Source organism: Nocardioides marmorisolisilvae, from assembly GCF_031656915.1.
GTDB classification, from domain to species: domain Bacteria; phylum Actinomycetota; class Actinomycetes; order Propionibacteriales; family Nocardioidaceae; genus Marmoricola; species Marmoricola terrisoli.
In genome coordinates this window covers 4,147,906-4,165,809 of sequence record NZ_CP134227.1, presented here as the reverse complement: position 1 = coordinate 4,165,809, position 17,904 = coordinate 4,147,906, and the positions used below count along the sequence as shown (strand labels likewise).

Below are 17,904 nucleotides of genomic sequence, written 5' to 3'. Positions count from 1 at the left end.
GTTCACCGAGAATCCTGCCGTCCTCACGCATCGGGTGCGAGCAGGTCGGGTGTGCGCATTCCTGCGTTGCAGAGACCTGCAAGTTCTTGCGCGGCCCTGGCTGGCAGCTGTCGCCGGTCAGAGGTCGAGGAACTCCTCGAGTCCGACGGTCAGGCCCGGGCGTTCCCCGATCTGGCGCAGGCCGAGCAGCACGCCGGGCATGAACGACACCCGGTCCAGGGAGTCGTGCCGGATGGTCAGGGTCTCCCCGGGCGCTCCCAGGATCACCTCCTGGTGCGCAACCAGGCCGCGGATCCGCAGCCCGTGCACTCGCACACCATCGACGTCGGCGCCGCGAGCACCGTCCAGTGCCGTGGTGGTCGCGTCGGGAGTCGGGCCGAGCCCGGCCTCCCGCCGGGCCGCTGCGATCAGCTGCGCCGTCCGACGAGCGGTGCCGGAGGGCGCGTCGGCCTTGTCCGGGTGGTGCAGCTCGACGACCTCGACGGACTCGTAGAACCGGGCGGCATCGGCCGCGAAGCGCATCATCAGGATCGCGCCGATGGAGAAGTTCGGCGCCACCAGCACGCCAGAACGGGGCGAGCCTCCGAGCTGGTCGCGCAGCGCGGCTAGGCGTGCTTCGTCAAACCCGGTGGTCCCCACGACGGCGTCGATGCCGTGCTCGATGCAGTGGGAGAGGTTCTCCATCACTACGTCGGGATGGGTGAAGTCGACGACGGCGTGCGCCCCGGCGTCACCGAGCTGGGTGAGGTCGTCACCGGCGTCGATGCGCGCGACCAGCTCCATGTCCTCAGCCTCGTCGACCGCTGCGCAGACCTCGCGCCCGACCTTGCCGAGCGCGCCGAGCACGCCCACCTTGAGAGTCACGACGGCACGGTACCGCGCACGCGGGCGAGCACCCGCCTCACCGGCCCAACCGCGGACGGTGCGGCCTCACGGAGCCGACGCTCGAGGTCACGCACGCGGCGTCGGTGCATAGTCCTCACCCGGCGCAGCTCCTGACGGTGCGCGCGCTCCAGGGCGCGGATCTCCCGCCGGTGTCGTCGCTCCTCCTCTGCGAGGCGCATCATCGCCCCGGCGTGGACACCGTCCACCGCAGCTGCCGCGTACTCGAGCCGGATGACCTCGGGCATCGCGTCGACGTCTCGGGGAGCATCCGCGCGAGGCACGCGCAGCCTCTCCAGATCTCCCACCACCCGCACGTCGTGAGCCGCGAAGAACTCCTCGCGCTGGATCGCCAGCTCGTTGGCACGGTCGATCGCCCAAGCGGGCAGGGCGGGGATGGAAGGATCCTCGACGGTACGGAGCTCCTGGAGACGACCCACCATCCCTCGGTAGATGAGCAGCCGATGGTCGCGGTCGGTCCAGTCCTGCTCCGCCGCGATCGCATTGACCCGGCGGACGAGCTCCACTCCGCTCGCGCCCAGCGAGAGGTTGGCCGACGTCGACTGGAGCATGCCCGACGGTAGGTCGAGCATCTGCTCGAAGGTGCGATGCAGCACGCGGCGGTCGGAGTCGTCAGAGGCGATGACGGTGAACCGGCCGTCGATCGACGGAGCCCACTTCTCGTAGGTGCGGGTGAGGTCATGGTGCCGCCAGAATCGACGGTGCTCCGGGTGCTCGACGTCCGAACCGAGCACGATCGAGAGCCATTCGCCATACGGGAGCAGCTCCCTGTGCTTGACCCGCTGCTGCCAGTCCGAGGGCAGCAGGCGGTCGAGGCGGCGCGCCGTCACCACGACGTGGACGCGGTCTGCACCGAGGTCCTCGACGATCCTGCGCGCCTGCGCCGCGCTGGCGCTGCCCATGTCCTCGGTGCTGATGCACACCCGCTGGCCGCGGGCCTCGTGGACCTCTCGGACGAGCTCGTCCCAGTCCTCCATGGACGGCTCAGGGAGGCCCCGATAACGGCGGCCGAGCACCGCGAGCCCGGACCGCATCTGTCGCCACTGTCTGCCGGGATAGCACACGCCGTGCTCGGCCAGCGTCGGGCGTGCCTCGGCGAGTGCATGCTGGATCGCGGTGGTCCCCGACTTGATCGGCCCGATGTGCAGCAGTAGCCCGTCGGCGGGCAACGTCAACTCGTTCGCCGCCACGTACCTGCCGTCCCCTGCCTCTCGACGCCGCGGGCACGCGGCGAGTGCCAATCCGCGCACCCTACCGCAGGGCGACTGCGAGCTAGCCTGCAACGGACGCCCGCCAGGAGGTGCTCTTGGCAGCTGGATCGGTTGCCGGCGCAACGTGCTCGAAGGCCACCAACGCGGCTACGCCTCAGGCGGGGCCAACCACGGCGAGTGTCTCGGGCCGGGTGAAGATCGCCCTGGCCAGGGTGCGGACGTCGTCGAGGGTGACGGCGTCGATCCGCTCGAGCACCTCGTCGAGCGAGAGCAGCCGCTCCTGGAAGAGCTCGGCCTCGCCCAGCCGGGTCATCCGGGACGCGGTGTCCTCGAGGCTCAGCACCAGGCCGCCGCGCAGCTGACCCTTGCCGCGGGCCAGCTCGTCCTCATCGATCCCGGTCTCGGCGATCCGCACCAGCTGGTCGCGCACGACCGTGATCAGCTCATCGGCCTTGCCCGGTAGCGTGCCGGCCGACACACCGACGACGCCGGCGTCGGAATAACTCGACGCGAACGAGTAGACCGAGTAGGCCAGGCCGCGTGCCTCGCGCACCTCCTGGAACAGCCGCGAGGACGATCCGCCGCCCAGGGCGGTGTTGAGGATGCCGAGCGCGTGCCGGCGTGGGTCGGAGCGGGTGATGCCGCCCATCCCCAGCACCAGGTTGACCTGCTCGAAGGGCCGGTCCGCCCGGACCGATCCCGGCCGGCTGCTGCGCGACCGCGCGGCGAGCCGTGGCGCGCGGGGAGTCGCGGACCCGCTCAGGAACCCGTTGGCGGAGAACGCCCGCCGCACCCGGCGTACGACGGTCGTGTGCTCGATGTTGCCGGCCACCGCGACGGTCATCGCATCGGGCCGGTAGCGGCTGCGGTAGTAGCGGTTGATCTGCGTGCGATTCAGCGAACGGATCGACTCGGCGCTGCCCGCGATCGGCTTCGCGAGCGGGCTGCCCGACCACGAGGCCGCGGCGAAAAGGTTGTGCACCACGTCGTCGGGGTCGTCGTCATGCATGGCGATCTCGTCGAGGATCACCTCGCGCTCGGCCTCGACGTCGGCGCTGCTGATCAGCGACGAGGTGAGCATGTCGGCGAGCACGTCGACGACCATCGGGAGGTCCTCGTCGAGGACCCGCGCGTGGTAGCAGGTGTACTCCTTGGCGGTGTAGGCGTTGAACTCGCCGCCGACCGTGTCGAGCGCCACCGAGATGTCCATCGCGCTGCGGGTCGGCGTCCCCTTGAACAGCAGGTGCTCGAGGAAGTGCGAGGCGCCGTGCAGGCTGGTCGACTCGTCACGAGAGCCGACGCCGACGAAGACGCCGATCGAGGCGGAGCGCACGCCGGGGACCTGCTCGGTGACCACGCGCAGGCCACCCGGGAGCACCGTACGGCGAACGCCGGGGACCAGCGTCCTGCTGGTCCCCGGCGCCTGCTGTGAAGCAAGTGGCGTCACTCGTCGGCCGCGTCCTCGTCCGACGCTTCCTCGCCGGCGCCCTCGACGACCGGCACCAGCGACAGCTTGCCGCGGTCGTCGATCTCGCCGATCTCGACCTGGATCTTCTGACCGACCGAGACCACGTCGTCGACGTTCTCGACACGCCGACCACCCGCCAGGGCACGCAGCTTGCTGATGTGCAGCAGGCCGTCCTTGCCCGGGAGCAGCGACACGAACGCACCGAAGTTGGTGGTCTTGACGACCGTGCCGAGGTAGCGCTCGCCGACCTCGGGCATGGTCGGGTTCGCGATCGCGTTGACCGCAGCCCGGGCCGCCTCGGCGGCCTCGCCGTTGGTGGCGCCGATGTAGACGGTGCCGTCGTCCTCGATGGACAGGCTCGCCCCGGTGTCGTCCTGGATCTGGTTGATCACCTTGCCCTTGGGACCGATGACCTCGCCGATCTTGTCCACCGGCACTCGCACCGTGATGATCCGCGGTGCGTTCAACGACATCTCGCTCGGCGCGTCGATGGCCTCGGCCATCACACCGAGGATGGTGAGCCGGGCCTCCCTGGCCTGGGTGAGCGCGGCGGCGAGCACCTCGGCGGGGATGCCGTCGAGCTTGGTGTCGAGCTGCAGCGCGGTCACGAAGTCCGCGGTGCCGGCGACCTTGAAGTCCATGTCGCCCATGGCGTCCTCGGCACCGAGGATGTCGGTGATCGCGACGAACTGCTGCTCACCGTCGATCTCACCGGAGATCAGACCCATCGCGATGCCCGCGACGGGCGCCTTCAGCGGCACACCCGCCTGCAGCAGGGACAGGGTGGACGCGCAGACGGAGCCCATCGAGGTGGAGCCGTTCGAGCCCATCGCCTCGGAGAGCTGGCGGATCGCGTAGGGGAACTCCTCACGCGTGGGCAGCACAGGCAGCAGAGCACGACGCGCGAGCGCACCGTGGCCGACCTCGCGGCGCTTCGGCGAGCCGACCCGACCAGTCTCACCGGTGGAGAACGGCGGGAAGACGTACTTGTGCATGTAGCGACGCGACTTCTCCGGGGAGAGTGTGTCGAGCTGCTGCTCCATCTTGAGCATGTTCAGCGTGGTGACGCCGAGGATCTGGGTCTCGCCACGCTCGAACAGCGCCGAGCCGTGCACCCGCGGGAGCACGCCGGCCTCGGCGATCAACGGACGGATGTCGCGAGGACCCCGCCCGTCGATGCGCACCTTGTCACGCAGGACGCGGGTCCGCATCACCGACTTCTGCACCGACCGGAACGCGGCGCCGATCTCCTTCTCGCGGCCCTCGAACTCCGGACCGATCTTCTCCAGCAACGCCGCCTTGATCTCGTCGAGGCGCTCCTCACGCTCGTGCTTCCCGGCGATGGTCAGCGCGGAGGCGAGGTCCGCTCCCGCAGCGCTCTCCACGGCGGCGTACACGTCGTCCTGGTAGTCCAGGAAGATCGGGAACTCCTGGACCGGTTTGGCGGCCTGCTTGGCCAGCTCGGCCTGGGCCTCGCACAGCTGCTTGATGAAGGGCTTGGCGGCCTCGAGGCCCTCGGCCACGATCTCCTCGCTGGGCGCCTGGGTACCGGACTGGACCAGCTCCCAGGTCGTCTCGGTTGCCTCCGCCTCGACCATCATGATCGCGACGTCACCGGTCTCGGTCACCCGGCCGGCGACGACCATGTCGAAGACGGCGCCCTCGAGCTGGCTGTGGCTGGGGAACGCCACCCACTGGCCCTCGATCAGGGCAACCCGGGTGCCACCGACGGGACCCGAGAAGGGCAGCCCCGAGAGCTGGGTCGAGGCCGAGGCCGCGTTGATCGCGAGCACGTCGTAGGGCTGGTCGGGGTCGAGCGCCAGCACGGTGATGACGACCTGGACCTCGTTGCGCAGGCCCTTCTTGAAGGTCGGGCGCAGCGGACGGTCGATGAGCCGACAGGTGAGGATCGCGTCCTCGCCCGGGCGGCCCTCGCTGCGGAAGAACGAGCCGGGGATCTGGCCCACGGCGTACATCCGCTCCTCCACGTCGATGGTGAGCGGGAAGAAGTCGAACTGGTCCTTGGGGTGCTTGCCGACCGTGGTGGCCGACAGCAACATGGTCTCGTCATCGAGGTAGGCGGTCACCGATCCGGCGGCCTGACGGGCCAGCAGCCCGGTCTCGAACTTGACGGTGCGCTTTCCGAACCTGCCGTTGTCCAGGACCGTCTCCACGGTCGTGATGGCAGCGTTTTCTTGCTCAGACAAGAGTCTCTCTCTCGTTCGCGGAAGCGATCCGCGACCCGCGAGGTCTGGCCGGTCTTCGATCGAAGCCCGCGGTGCTCCTTGCTCCGCGAACCACTACCGAGGACCGGGCCGCAAGGCTCGCGGACCACTCTCCTGGTTTTTACCTTCAGTTGGTCTTTAGTTGTGAATCTAGCCGTGATGCGGTGGGGGGCCCACCCGATGCCGGGACAGGCCCCCCACCGAAGTCATCGGCGCAGGCCGAGGCGCTGCACGATCGAGCGGTAGCGCTCGATCTCGGTCTTCTCGAGGTAGTTCAGCAGCCGACGGCGCTGACCCACCAACAGCAGCAGACCACGACGGCTGTGGTGGTCGTGCTTGTGCTGCTTGAGGTGCTCGGTCAGGTGGGAGATGCGGTGCGACAGCAGCGCGATCTGCACCTCCGGGGAGCCGGTGTCGCCTTCTACGGTGGCGTACTCGGCGATGATCTTCTTCTTGGTCTCAGCGTCAGTACCGATCGACACGTGAGCTCCCTTTCTTCTCGTTGCGCGGCGCGCCGGGGCCTGTTCACCCGGGCACTCTGGATCCGCGGCCGTTGCACGGCAGCCGCCCGTCGACGGGCAGCCGCCCAAGGCTATCAGCGCGCCACCGGCGAACCGAAATCGTCGACCCCCAGCCGTCCGGGCGTCGGGGACGGCCCCGTAACCTTCCCTCCGTCGCCGCCCGGCGCGCCGATCTGGCGGAGGATGGATGGAACGCACCCTGGGCTGGGTCTCCCGATGGCCGTGGTACGTCGTACCGCTGGTGATCTTCCTGCTCAGCAGGGTCGTGGACACGGCCATCCTGCTGCACCTCGCGCCGACCCAGGACCCCGCGCTGCTGGAGGTCCGACTGGTGCCGACCCTGGTCGATCCACCGACCTACCTGCACGTGATCCAGAACTGGGACGGGCAGTGGTACCGCAACATCGCCGAGCACGGCTATCCCACGACGTTGCCGACCCTGCGCGGCCTGACCGTCGAGAACCAGTGGGCCTTCTACCCGCTCTACCCCGCCCTGGTCGCACTCGTCATGCTCACCGGCGCGTCCTTCGGCGTCGGCGCGTCGGTGGTCAGCCTGGCCTGTGGCGCCGGTGCGGTGTGCGTGCTGGACAGGATGCTGACCCGCACCGCCGGCCGGTTCGCGGCCGTCCTGGGCGTGCTCGCGCTGTGCATGTGTCCGACGGGCCTGCTCTTCCAGGCTGCCTACACCGAGAGCCTCGCCCTGCTGCTGATCCTGGCCGCGCTGTGGTGCCTCCAGCAGCGCCGGTACGGCGCCGTGCTGGCGCTCGGGCTGCTGCTGTCCGTGGCCCGACCGGTCGTCTTCGTGCTCGCCCTCGTGGTCGTCGTGCACGGGGTGGTCCGGTACCGCGCGGCCCGCCGGGGCGAGGACACCTTCTCGGGCCGAGAGCAGATCCGGGTGGCTGCGCTGGCCGGCGCCGTCGCCGCCAGCTTCGGGCTGTGGCCGCTCGCCGCCGGCCTCGTGACCGGCAACCCCGCGGCCTACTTCCTGACCCGGGGGGCGTGGTCCCGGCACTCGTCGGCGCACTGGTCGAGCAGGCTCGGGCAGGCGCTGACGTTCGCCTCCACCAGCGACGTCCTGGTCACCTTCGGAGTGCTCGCGCTGGTCGCGTTCCTGGTGTGGCGACGAGGCGCTCGCCGATGGGGGCCCGAGCTGCGGACCTGGGTGCTGGCGTACCCCGTCTACGTCTTCGCGGCGACCCGACCGACCACCAGCCTGCTGCGCTACCTGATGCTCACCGTGGCGTGGTGGCCGTTCCCCGACGTCGCCGTGTCGTCGCGCCGGGTCCGGGTCGCACTGTGCGTGCTGGTGTTCGCCGTCGGGGCCGTCCTGCAGTACTTCTGGATGCACTGGTACTACATCATCGCCCCGGGCTACCACGGATACCCCTGATCCCAGCCAAGCGGACGTGACCGGCACTGCCACCGGCAGCGCCGGGGGGGTGCCGCTCAGGGCGCGAGGATCTCCCGGGCTCTCGCCACGTCGCCCTTCATCGCGGTGACCAGGGCGTCGACACCGTCGAAGCGCACCATCCCGCGCAGCCGCGCCACGAAGGACACCTCCACCCGGGCGTCGTACAGGTCGAGGTCCGTGCGGTCCAGCACGTAGGCCTCCACGCGTCGCTCCCGCTCGCCGGCGAAGGTCGGGTTGGTGCCGACACTGATCGCCGCCGGCAGCCGGTCCGTCGACCCGTCGTCGAGGCGACGCAGCCAGCCGGCGTACACCCCATCCGCCGGGACGGCCTGACCCGTGACCGGCACGTTCGCTGTCGGGAACCCGAGCTCGCGGCCGCGCCGGTCGCCCCGGGACACCGTGCCCCGGACGCCGTACGGCCGACCGAGAGCTTCCGCGGCACCCTCGACGTCGCCCTCCGCCAGACAGGTGCGCACGTAGGTCGACGACCAGACCTGCGGTCCGCCGTCGAGCCTCACTCCGGTGACCTCGAACCCTCCGTGCTCCCGCAACGTCGTCACGTCGCCGGCCGCCCGGGCGCCGAAGCGGAAGTTGGCGCCGACCACCACGGACCGTGCGTGCAGACTCGCCAGCAGCACCCGCTCGACGAACTGGTCGGGGGTCCACGCTGCGACGTCCCGGGAGAACGGCAGCACCAGGACGTCGTCGACGCCGCACTCCGCGAGCAGGGCGCAGCGGGTCTCGACGTCGGTGAGCATCGCCGGCGCGTGCTCGGGCCGGAGCACCGCCATCGGGTGCGGCTCGAAGGTGATCGCGGCCAGGTCGATGCCGAGCCGGTCCGCCTCCGCACGGGCTCGGGCGATCAGCGTGCGGTGCCCGCGGTGAACACCGTCGAAGTTGCCGACGGTCACCACCGTGGGCCCGAGGTCGGCAGGCACGTCGTCAAGGGAACGCCACACACGCACGGGACGCAGCCTGCCACACCGCCTCGGGTCGGTACGGCGCCAGCCACCCTCTGGATCGTCTGCCGTGGGACGCGTGCTGCTCGACCGTCGCAGACACCCGGGCCGGTCAGCAGAAGACGGCCACCGCGACGGCCTGGCCATCGCGCTCCTCGTAGAGGGCCAGGAAGGCGCCATCAGGTCCGAACAGTGCGACCGGGCCGGGCTCCGGGAGACGGAGATCGAGGCGACGGCCGAACCCGACCGCGACCGCCTGAGCGGCATCGACAGCGACCGTCCGGAAGCAGCGCCGGGCCACGTCGGCGATCGGCAGCAGCGCGAAGCTCTCCGCCAGCTCCTCGAGCGTGTGGGCGTCGGCGAGGGTGAACGGCCCGACGGCGGTACGCCGGAGCGCGGTCAGGTGCCCGCCCACCCCGAGCGTGTCGCCGAGGTCCCTCGCGATCGCGCGGACGTAGGTCCCGCTGGAGCACCGCACGGTCAGATCGACCTCGGGCAGCTCGATGCGGGTGATGTCGATCGCGTCGATCCGCACCCGCCGGGCGGGAAGATCCACCCGCTCCCCCGCGCGCACCCGGTCGTAGGCACGCCGGCCATCGACCTTGATCGCGGAGACCGATGACGGCACCTGGTCGATGTCCCCGACCATCGCAGCGACGCCGTCGGCGACCGCCGCGACCGTGACTGCCGACGGGTCGCACCGACGAAGCACCTCCCCCTCGGCGTCGTCGGTGCTGGTGGCGGCACCGAGCACCACAGTGGCGTCGTACGCCTTGTCGGTGACCAGCAGGTGGCCCAGCAACCGGGTGGCCCTGCCGATGCCCACGACGAGGACTCCCGTGGCCATCGGGTCAAGAGTGCCGGCGTGCCCGACCTTGCGGGTGCCGGCCAGACGACGAACCCGCGAGACCACGTCATGGGACGTGAGGCCCGCGGGCTTGTCGACGATCACCAGGCCTGGGGTCGGCTCCGTCACCCGTCGTCGTCCTCGGAGTCCTCCGCCTCGCGCGGCTTGCGGTAGGGGTCAGGCTCGCCGGCGTACCGGGCGCCCGATGCGGCGGCGGCCACCTGCGCGTCGGAGGCGCGCACCCGTTCGAGCAGGTCGTCGATCTGGCGAGCCGACTCGGGCAGTGCGTCACGCACGAAGTCGATCGTCGGGACGTGCCGCATGCCGAGCTGCTTGCCGACCTCCGAACGGATCAGGCCACGGGCCGAGTCGAGCGCCGCCTCGGTCGCGACCAGGTCGGTCTCCCCGCCGAGCACGGTGTAGAAGACCGTCGCCTGCTGGGTGTCGCCCGAGACGCGTACATCGGTCACCGTGACCAGGTGCCCGTTGTCGTTGGCCAGCCGCGGGTCCTTGATCCGTCGCTCCAGCATCTCCGCCACGATCACCTTGATCCGGTCCGCGATCTTGCGCACGCGCGGTGAACTCATGATTGCCCCTCTCCGGAGTGACTTTTCCCAGGTTCAGAGGTCAAAGGTGCTCTTCACACACGAGATCCGGTGTGTGAAGAGTCCCTTTGGGTTCCTAACCTGGGAGAAGTCGCCGCCTCAGCTCCGCGGGATCTCGCGGAGCTCGAACGCCTCGACGATGTCGCCTTCCTTGATGTCGTTGAAGCCCTTGATCACCAGGCCGCACTCGAAGCCCTCGCGAGCCTCCGACACGTCGTCCTTCTCGCGCCGCAGCGAGGCCAGCTCGGCACTCTCGACGACGACGGCGCCGTCCCGGATCAACCGCACCCGGGCGTTGCGCCGGATCGTGCCGCTGGTCACCATGCAGCCGGCGATGTTGCCGATCCGCGACGAGCGGAAGATGGCCCGGATCTCGGCCTGGCCGAGGCTGACCTCTTCGTACTCGGGCTTCAGCATGCCCTTCAGGGCTGCCTCGATCTCCTCGATCGCCTGGTAGATGACCGAGTAGTAGCGGATCTCGACGCCTTCCTTGTCCGCCCGCTCGGTCGCCTTGCCCTGCGGGCGGACGTTGAAGCCGATGATGATCGCGTCGGACGCGGCGGCCAGGTCGACGTTGGTCTCGGTGATCGCACCGACACCACGGTCGATGACGCGCAACGACACCTCGTCGCCCACGTCGATCTTGGCCAGCGAGTCCTCCAGTGCCTCGACCGAACCGGACACGTCGCCCTTGAGGATCAGGTTGAGCTCCTGGCTCTCGCCCTTCTCCATGGACGCCATGAAGTCCTCGAGGGTACGACGGACCCTGCGCTTGGCCTGCAGCGCTGCACGCTCCCTGGCCTCCCGCTTCTCGGCGATCTGACGCGCCATCCGGTCGTCCTCGACGACGAGGAAGTTCTGACCCGCGCCGGGGACCCCGGACAGACCGAGCACCATCGCCGGACGCGAGGGGGTCGCCTCCTCGATGTTCTCGCCGTACTCGTCGAGCATCGCGCGGACCCGGCCGTGCGCCGGACCGGCGACGATCGAGTCCCCGACCCGCAGCGTGCCGCGCTGGACGAGCACCGTCGCCACCGGGCCGCGACCACGGTCCAGGTGCGCCTCGACCACGAGGCCCTGGGCGTCCTGGTCGGGGTTGGCCCGCAGGTCCAGGGACGCGTCGGCGGTCAGCACGATCGCCTCGAGCAGCTTGTCGAGGTTGAGCTCGGACTTCGCCGAGACGTCGACGAACATCGCGTCGCCGCCGTACTCCTCGGGGACCAGGCCGTATTCGGTCAGCTGACCGCGCACCTTCGTCGGGTCGGCGTCGGGCTTGTCGATCTTGTTGACCGCGACCACGATCGGGACCCCGGCGGCGCGGGCGTGGTTGAGCGCCTCCACCGTCTGCGGCATCACGCCGTCGTCGGCGGCGACCACCAGCACTGCGATGTCCGAGGACTGCGAGCCACGGGCACGCATGGCGGTGAACGCCTCGTGACCCGGGGTGTCGATGAAGGTGATCCTGCGCTCTGCACCGTCGACCTCGGTGGCCACCTGGTAGGCACCGATGTGCTGGGTGATCCCGCCGGCCTCGCCCGCAACCACGTTCGCGCTGCGCAGCGCGTCGAGGAGCTTGGTCTTGCCGTGGTCGACGTGACCCATCACCGTGACGACCGGCGGCCGTACGGCGAGATCGGCCTCGGCGCCCTCGTCGACACCGAACTCGATGTCGAAGGACTCCAGCAGCTCGCGGTCCTCGTCCTCGGGCGAGACCACCTCGACGACGTAGTTGAGCTCCTCACCGAGCAGCTCCAAGGTCTCGTCATTGACGGACTCGGTCGCGGTGACCATCTCACCGAGACTGAACAGCATCTGGACCAGCGAGGCGGGATCGACGTTGATCTTCTCGGCGAAGTCGGTCAGCGAGGCGCCCCGGGTCAAGCGAACGGTCTCGCCATTGCCCTTGCGGACGCGCACGCCGCCGATCGTCGGCGCCTCCATCTGCTCGAACTCCTGGCGACGGGCGCGCCGCGACTTGCGGCCACGCCGGGACGGCCCGCCGGGACGACCGAACGCGCCCTGGGTCGAGCCACGACCGCCGGGACGGCCTCGGCCCGCAGGGCCGCCACCGCCGCCCGGAGGACCACCGAAACCGCCACGGGCCGGAGCCCCGGGACGCCCCGGAGCGCCTCCGCGCGCAGGGGCCCCGCCGCGACCACCGGGGCCGCCTGCGCGACCCGGAGCGGGTCGCCCACCCGGTCCGCCACCGAAGGCGGCCGGTGACTTCGGCATCATCGCAGGGTTGGGACGGGGCATGCCCGGACGACCCGGGGCGCCGTCACGGGCTGCCGGCGGACGCGCCGCGCGGTCACCCGTGGGCGGCGTCGACGGACGACGCCCCATGCCCTGGGTCGAGGAGAACGGGTTGTTGCCCGGACGCGGGGCACCCGGGCGCGGGGCCGGGCGCGGCGCAGCAGGACGAGGGCCCGAGGCAGCCGGTGGCTCCTCGGCGGGTGGCGCGCTGGGCGTCTCGGCCTCAGCAGCGGGCGCCTCGTCGGCGGGCGCGGAGGGCACCACGCGCGGACCCGGCCGGGGTGCGGAGGGCGTCGAGGGTGCTGCCTGCTCCGTCGGCGCAGGCGCGGTGGGAGCCGCGGCTGCCTCCTCGGGAGCCTCCGACACCGGCTCCGCCGGAGCCTCGGTGGCCGCAGCGATCTCATCGACCTCGGCCGGCGCCGGGGGGGCGGCATCCTTCTTCGCGGGCGCCTTCTTCGCGGCCTTCTTGGCCTCGGCGGCTTCCTTCTTGGCGATCAGGGCGGCGCCGTGGGTGTCCTTGAACCGCTGGACGACCGGCGGCTCGACGCCCGAGGACGCCGACTTGACGAACTCCCCCATGTCGGTCAGGAGGGTCAGGACTTCCTTGCTCGGGACGCCATATTCCTTGGCGAGTTCACTTACTCGGACCTTGGCCACGTGGTTCCTCCTGGTCCGAGCAGTGCATGCTGCGGACCGCTAGTTGATGTACGAGCTCATCGGTTAGTACTCATCGAGTGCTCATGAGCTGCTGCTCCCATTCCTGGTGGTACTCATCGGATCTGTCCTGGTGATCGAGCGTCCCCGCCGCTCGATCTGTTGAGCGTGACCAGCTCCCACAGCTCATCGAGGGCCAGCGCGCTGCTCCCGGACCAGCGAAGGGCTCGGGGTAGTGCGCGGCGGCGCTCGGCGAGCTCCAGGCACGCGGTCGTGGGGTGCAGGTGCGCTCCACGGCCCGGCGCAGTTCCCGACGGGTCGGGCACGACCGCGGGCCTGCCGGTCGGGTCCGCTCCGAGGGTCACTCGCAGCAACTCACGCTTGGTGACTCGCTTCCTGCATCCAACACAGGTGCGCATCGGCACAGTTCGGGGGGCCACCGAGAATGCAGTCTACCGTTTGCCGGGTCGATTGCCGAACCGGACCACCCGTGCTGTTCGGACGCTCACGAGCCCTCCGGAGCGGCTTCGTCGCTGCGGATGTCGATGCGCCACCCGGTGAGCCGAGCGGCGAGGCGGGCGTTCTGTCCCTCCTTGCCGATCGCCAGCGACAGCTGATAGTCGGGTACGACGACGCGCGCCGACCTGGCCTCGGCGTCGACGACCGTGACGCTGCTGACCCGGGCCGGGCTGAGGGCGTTGCCGACGAACGTGGCCGGGTCATCGGACCAGTCCACGATGTCGATCTTCTCGCCGTGCAGCTCGTTCATCACGTTGCGCACCCGCTGCCCCATCGGCCCGATGCACGCACCCTTGGGGTTCACGCCCGGGGTGCTGCAGGTGACCGCGATCTTGGTGCGGTGCCCGGCCTCACGGGCGATCGCGGCGATCTCCACGGTGCCGTCGGCGATCTCCGGGACCTCGAGCGCGAACAGCTTGCGGACCAGGCCCGGGTGGCTGCGCGAGAGCATCACCTGCGGCCCGCGTAGCCCGCGGCGCACACTGACGACCAGGCACTTGATCCGCGAGCCGTGGGAGTAGTCCTCGCCCGGCACCTGCTCGCCCAGGGGGAGGAGCGCCTCGAGCTTGCCGAGGTCGACCATGACGTCGTGGGGGTCGCGCCCCTGCTGGATGACGCCGGAGACGATGTCACCCTCCGAGCCGGCGAACTCGCCGTACTTGCGCTCATCCTCGGCGTCGCGCAGTCGCTGCAGCATGATCTGTTTCGCCGTGGTCGCGGCGATCCGACCGAATCCCTCCGGGGTGTCGTCGTACTCCCCCACCGGATTGCCCTCGTCGTCAAGCTCCTTGGCGAGGACCGTCACGTGCCCGGACTTGCGGTCGAGGTGCACCCGCGCCTCCTGCTGGGCCCCCGGCGTCTTGTGGTACGCCGTCAGCAGCGCCTGCTCGATCGCCTCGACGAGGACGTCGAAGGAGATCTCCTTCTCGCGCTCCAGCATCCGCAGGATGCTCATGTCGATGTCCATCTCAGCCCTCTTCCGGGGGTCGTGGCGCCCTCTCGAAGGGCTTCAACTCGATCTGCACCTTGGCCTTGTCGACCTGGTCGTAGGGCACCTCTCGGGTGCCACCGTCGACCTCGAGCAGGACCGCGGATTCGCCGGCCTCGGCGACCCGCCCCGTCACGGTCCCGCCCGCGGCGAGGGTCACCTTGACCAGTCGGTCGGTGTTGCGACGCCAGTGCCGTGGGAGGGTCAGCGGCCGGTCGACGCCGGGCGAGGAGACCTCGAGGGTGTACGGCTGGCTACCCATCACATCGGTGTCGTCCAGCACCCGCGAGACCTCCCGGGTGGCATCGGCGACGTCGTCCATCGAGACCCCGCCGTCCTTGTCGACCGCGACGCGCAGCACCCGACGCTTGCCGGCCGAGGTGAGCTCGACCGCCTCGAGGTCGAGGCCCAAGGCGGCCATCGGCTCGGTGAGCAGCACGCCGAGGCGGTCCCTGGTCTCCGAAGTGTTCACGGATCACGCCTCCTGCTGTGCTGTTGTGGTGCTCCAACCCTAGCCAATCATCGAAGGCCCGATGGCGTAGCCTGCGCGCGTGCCGGATCCGATCGTGCTCAGCCGTCGCGCACTGGTCGCCGGAGCGGGCGCACTCGTGGTGGCGGGATGTGCCGTCCGTGCGCCGCACGTCGAGCTCCCGGGCAGCTCCGAGCCGGACCCCGACGTCGCCACCGCCACCGAGGCGGTCACTGTGATCCGGGCGCAGATCCACGCGATCCGGGTGACGACGCGACACCACCCGGCGCTGGCCGGTCCCCTGGCCGGCCTGCTGGCGATGCACCGGGCCCACCTCGTCGCCCTCGAGCGCGCCGTTCCCAGATCTTCGTCGCCCCCGCCACCGCGGACAGGTCCCGCGGTGCCGCACTCGGAGGCGCGCGCGCTGGTCGCCCTGCGCACGGCTGAGCGACCGACGCAGACCACGCTCGCCGGACTGGCGCAGCGGGCCCGCAGCGGCGACTTCGCGCGGCTGCTGGCCTCGATGGCAGCGGCGGTCGCGCAGCAGGTCGACGACTGGCCTCGGCCGTCCTCCGACCAGGGCACGACCACGAGGGCTCCCCGATGACGCCGCGCGAAGCGCTCCAGGCGACCCTCGCGGGCGAGCACGCCGCGGTCTACCTCTACGGGGTGATGGGGGGGCAGGTGTCCCGGTCCCAGCAGCCGGGTCTCGCCGATCTGGTCGCACACAGCTACGACACGCATCGGACCCGGCGCGACCGACTCACGGTATTGGTGAGCAACGCGGGCGGCGTACCGGTCGCGTCGGCCGCGGCCTACCGGCTGCCGAACGACCTCGCCACGCCCGCCGACGTACGCACCGCGGCGCGCCAGGTCGAGGCACGCTGCGTCGTGCTCTACGGCCAGCTGGTCGCCAACAGCACCGGAGCCACGCGCGCGTGGGCCATCAGCGCACTCGAGGCTGCGGCGGTGGAGCAGCTCGGGTACGGCGCCACCCCGTCGCACTTCCCCGGGATGCAGGGACCGATCCAGGGCTGACTACAGCAGATCGACCAGGGCGGCGATCTCCGAGAGCCGCTGCACCACTGCGTCGGGCTGCCCCTCGGTGTGTCCGAGCTGGCTGCTCGGGATCGTGGAGTGGGGCACGTGGACCGCGCGCATCCCGGCATTGCGGGCGCCCCAGACGTCATCGAAGAGCCGGTCCCCGACGTAGACGCAGCGCGACGCGTCGTTGACCCCGACCGCCTCCATGGCCGCCCGGAAGGCCCGCTCCGACGGCTTCGTCCACGGGATCTCGCTGGTGTAGACGTCGCCGTCGATCAGGTGCTCCACGCCGTCGCGACGAAAGAAGTCACGGTGCCACGCGCGCGGCCAGATGGTGTTGGACAGCACGCCCACCCGGATCCCCCGGGAGCGCAAGGCCTCCCATAGCGGCCGGACCTCGGGGTCGGTGAGGGTGTGCGGCTCCCAGAAGTCGCGGTAGGCGGAGAGCAGCGCGGGATCGTGCTCGAGACCGGCCTCGTCGAACAGGTCGGTGATCGTGGCGCTCTGCTGGTGGTCCCGGGAGCGACCCCAGACCGCCTGGTTGGCCGCGTGCAGCAGGTCGGCACTGGCCCGGTCGCTCTCCGGGTGCGCGCGGCAGGCGGCCGCGAGGGCGAGCGCCTCGGCGTGGAAGTCGATGTCGTGCCAGGCGGTCAGGGTGCCGCCCCAGTCGAAGATCACCGCCTGCACCGTCATCGCAGCGCCTGCACGCGCTCGGGGGCGCCCCCGTCGGTGGGGTCGGTCGGGGCCGGACCGCGTCCCACGACGACAGTGCGCCCACCTGCCGGCTCCATCGTTGTCATGGAGCCATTCTGCAGGCCGACGACGGGATGGGCGGCGCGGGCTACCGTAGCGCCGTGACCGACTCTGCGACTGTCGTGGCCCAGCGACCCCTCGGTGCCTCCGGCCTGATGGTGAGCACGGTCGGCATCGGGTGCAACGCGTTCAGCCGCCGCGTCGACGCCGCCGGCGTGGCGTCGATCCTGGACGCGGCGGGCGAGCTCGGTGTCACGCTGCTGGACACCGCGGACACCTACGGGGCCGAGCCCGGCGGCAGCGAGGCTCTCCTCGGCGAGGCCCTGGCCGGGCGCCGCGACGACTTCGTGGTGGCCACGAAGTTCGGCATGGACATGCGCGGGGCCTACGGCGATGACCATGGCGTCCGCGGGTCCCGGCGATACGTACGGCGGGCCGTCGAGGGCTCGCTCTCCCGGCTGCGGACCGACCACATCGACCTCTACCAACTGCACGCACCGGACCCGGTCACCCCGATCGAGGAGACGCTCAGCGTGCTCGACGACCTCGTGCACGAGGGCAAGGTGCGCTACGTCGGCTGCTCGAACTTCGCCGCCTGGCAGATCGTCCACGCCGCGTGGACGGCGCGCGCGGCCGGGCTCACCCCGTTCGTGTCCGTGCAGAACCGCTACTCGCTGCTCGACCGCAGCGTGGAGGCGGAGGTCGTCCCGGCCGCCGAGGAGTTCGGGCTGGGCCTGCTGCCGTTCTTCCCCCTGGAGCGCGGCCTGCTCACGGGCAAGTACGCCCGTGGCGCCGAGCCGCCCACCGGCTCGCGGGCCGCCGCGGAGCCGGACCGCTCGAGTTGGCTCGCGGAGGCCGACTGGGAGCGGGTCGAGGGCCTCACGGCGTACGCCGCCGCGCGCGACCTGTCGATCCTCGACGTCGCGATCGCGGGCCTGGCCGCCCAGCCTGCGGTCGCCTCGGTGATCTCCGGCGTCACCTCCGCGGACCAGCTGCGCCGGAACGTCGCCGCACTCCGCTGGGAGCCCTCCAGCGAGGACCTGGCCGAGCTCGCCGAGCTCTGACGCGGTCCGG

Annotated in this window: 17 protein-coding genes; 4 read left to right on the top strand and 13 right to left on the bottom strand. The window is 70.8% G+C overall.

Annotation, left to right across the window (positions count from 1 at the left end):
- Positions 1-117 precede the first annotated feature (117 nt).
- From dapB to rpsO, 5 genes are all read right to left on the bottom strand, one after another.
- Positions 118-864, bottom strand: a complete 747-nt coding sequence (gene dapB, locus Q9R13_RS19885; protein WP_310962912.1) for a 4-hydroxy-tetrahydrodipicolinate reductase — start codon at positions 862-864, stop codon at positions 118-120.
- Positions 861-2,144, bottom strand: coding sequence for a hypothetical protein (locus tag Q9R13_RS19880; RefSeq protein WP_310962911.1), 1,284 nt, complete (start codon positions 2,142-2,144; stop codon positions 861-863). The genes dapB and Q9R13_RS19880 overlap by 4 nt, the downstream gene beginning before the upstream one ends.
- Before the next feature lie 124 nt (positions 2,145-2,268).
- Positions 2,269-3,561 (bottom strand): M16 family metallopeptidase, encoded by a 1,293-nt coding sequence (locus Q9R13_RS19875; RefSeq protein WP_310962910.1) that lies wholly within the window; start codon positions 3,559-3,561, stop codon positions 2,269-2,271.
- On the bottom strand, positions 3,558-5,789 hold the full coding sequence (locus Q9R13_RS19870) for a polyribonucleotide nucleotidyltransferase (protein WP_458295156.1): 2,232 nt from the start codon (positions 5,787-5,789) through the stop codon (positions 3,558-3,560). The genes Q9R13_RS19875 and Q9R13_RS19870 overlap by 4 nt, the downstream gene beginning before the upstream one ends.
- A 224-nt stretch (positions 5,790-6,013) precedes the next feature.
- On the bottom strand, positions 6,014-6,289 hold the full coding sequence (gene rpsO / locus Q9R13_RS19865) for a 30S ribosomal protein S15 (protein ID WP_397218647.1): 276 nt from the start codon (positions 6,287-6,289) through the stop codon (positions 6,014-6,016).
- 226 nt (positions 6,290-6,515) lie between these two features.
- On the opposite strand from rpsO, the gene Q9R13_RS19860 reads away from it, so the two are divergent.
- Positions 6,516-7,718: a hypothetical protein gene (locus Q9R13_RS19860; RefSeq protein WP_310962909.1), complete on the top strand. Its 1,203-nt coding sequence runs from the start codon at positions 6,516-6,518 to the stop codon at positions 7,716-7,718.
- A gap of 56 nt (positions 7,719-7,774) precedes the next feature.
- Here Q9R13_RS19860 and Q9R13_RS19855 read toward each other — a convergent pair whose 3' ends face one another.
- The 7 genes from Q9R13_RS19855 to rimP all read right to left on the bottom strand — a co-directional run bounded on the left by Q9R13_RS19855 (position 7,775) and on the right by rimP (position 15,036).
- Complete coding sequence (locus Q9R13_RS19855) at positions 7,775-8,698, bottom strand: bifunctional riboflavin kinase/FAD synthetase (RefSeq protein WP_310965132.1); 924 nt, start codon at positions 8,696-8,698, stop codon at positions 7,775-7,777.
- Positions 8,699-8,810: 112 nt separating this feature from the next.
- Positions 8,811-9,674, bottom strand: a complete 864-nt coding sequence (gene truB / locus Q9R13_RS19850; RefSeq protein ID WP_310962908.1) for a tRNA pseudouridine(55) synthase TruB — start codon at positions 9,672-9,674, stop codon at positions 8,811-8,813.
- The gene (rbfA, locus tag Q9R13_RS19845; protein WP_310962907.1) at positions 9,671-10,132 is read right to left on the bottom strand and encodes a 30S ribosome-binding factor RbfA; all 462 of its coding nucleotides are present in this window, start codon (positions 10,130-10,132) and stop codon (positions 9,671-9,673) included. Before rbfA ends, truB begins: the two co-directional genes overlap by 4 nt.
- A 117-nt stretch (positions 10,133-10,249) precedes the next feature.
- A complete protein-coding gene (infB, locus tag Q9R13_RS19840) occupies positions 10,250-13,060 on the bottom strand; it encodes a translation initiation factor IF-2 (RefSeq protein WP_310962905.1) in 2,811 nt (936 codons plus the stop codon).
- A gap of 113 nt (positions 13,061-13,173) precedes the next feature.
- A complete protein-coding gene (locus Q9R13_RS19835; RefSeq protein WP_310965130.1) occupies positions 13,174-13,476 on the bottom strand; it encodes a YlxR family protein in 303 nt (100 codons plus the stop codon).
- Between the two features lie 86 nt (positions 13,477-13,562).
- Positions 13,563-14,543, bottom strand: a complete 981-nt coding sequence (nusA, locus tag Q9R13_RS19830) for a transcription termination factor NusA (RefSeq protein WP_310962903.1) — start codon at positions 14,541-14,543, stop codon at positions 13,563-13,565.
- A 1-nt stretch (position 14,544) separates the two neighbouring features.
- The gene (gene rimP, locus Q9R13_RS19825) at positions 14,545-15,036 is read right to left on the bottom strand and encodes a ribosome maturation factor RimP (protein WP_310962902.1); all 492 of its coding nucleotides are present in this window, start codon (positions 15,034-15,036) and stop codon (positions 14,545-14,547) included.
- A 79-nt stretch (positions 15,037-15,115) separates the two neighbouring features.
- Between rimP and Q9R13_RS19820 the strand changes: the two genes are divergently transcribed.
- Together Q9R13_RS19820 and Q9R13_RS19815 are read left to right on the top strand one after the other, a co-directional pair.
- Entirely contained in the window at positions 15,116-15,640 is a 525-nt protein-coding gene (locus tag Q9R13_RS19820; RefSeq protein ID WP_310962901.1) for a hypothetical protein, read from the top strand.
- Complete coding sequence (locus Q9R13_RS19815; RefSeq protein ID WP_310962900.1) at positions 15,637-16,071, top strand: ferritin-like domain-containing protein; 435 nt, start codon at positions 15,637-15,639, stop codon at positions 16,069-16,071. Before Q9R13_RS19820 ends, Q9R13_RS19815 begins: the two co-directional genes overlap by 4 nt.
- Here Q9R13_RS19815 and Q9R13_RS19810 read toward each other — a convergent pair whose 3' ends face one another.
- Positions 16,072-16,770 carry an HAD family hydrolase gene (locus Q9R13_RS19810; protein ID WP_310962899.1) on the bottom strand — a complete coding sequence of 233 codons (699 nt, stop codon included), beginning with the start codon at positions 16,768-16,770 and terminating at the stop codon, positions 16,072-16,074. It abuts the gene before it with no gap.
- A 161-nt stretch (positions 16,771-16,931) separates the two neighbouring features.
- Between Q9R13_RS19810 and Q9R13_RS19805 the strand changes: the two genes are divergently transcribed.
- Complete coding sequence (locus tag Q9R13_RS19805) at positions 16,932-17,894, top strand: aldo/keto reductase (protein WP_310962898.1); 963 nt, start codon at positions 16,932-16,934, stop codon at positions 17,892-17,894.
- Positions 17,895-17,904 lie beyond the last annotated feature (10 nt).

Excerpts from the sequence above, each read along its gene's own strand:
- Q9R13_RS19860 (WP_310962909.1), top strand. The coding sequence starts at position 6,516 with ATGGAACGCACCCTGGGCTGGGTCTCCCGATGGCCGTGGTACGTCGTA.
- rbfA (WP_310962907.1), bottom strand. The coding sequence starts at position 10,132 with ATGAGTTCACCGCGCGTGCGCAAGATCGCGGACCGGATCAAGGTGATC.
- Q9R13_RS19835 (WP_310965130.1), bottom strand. The coding sequence starts at position 13,476 with ATGCGCACCTGTGTTGGATGCAGGAAGCGAGTCACCAAGCGTGAGTTG.
- nusA (WP_310962903.1), bottom strand. The coding sequence starts at position 14,543 with ATGGACATCGACATGAGCATCCTGCGGATGCTGGAGCGCGAGAAGGAG.
- Q9R13_RS19815 (WP_310962900.1), top strand. The coding sequence starts at position 15,637 with ATGACGCCGCGCGAAGCGCTCCAGGCGACCCTCGCGGGCGAGCACGCC.
- Q9R13_RS19810 (WP_310962899.1), bottom strand. The coding sequence starts at position 16,770 with ATGACGGTGCAGGCGGTGATCTTCGACTGGGGCGGCACCCTGACCGCC.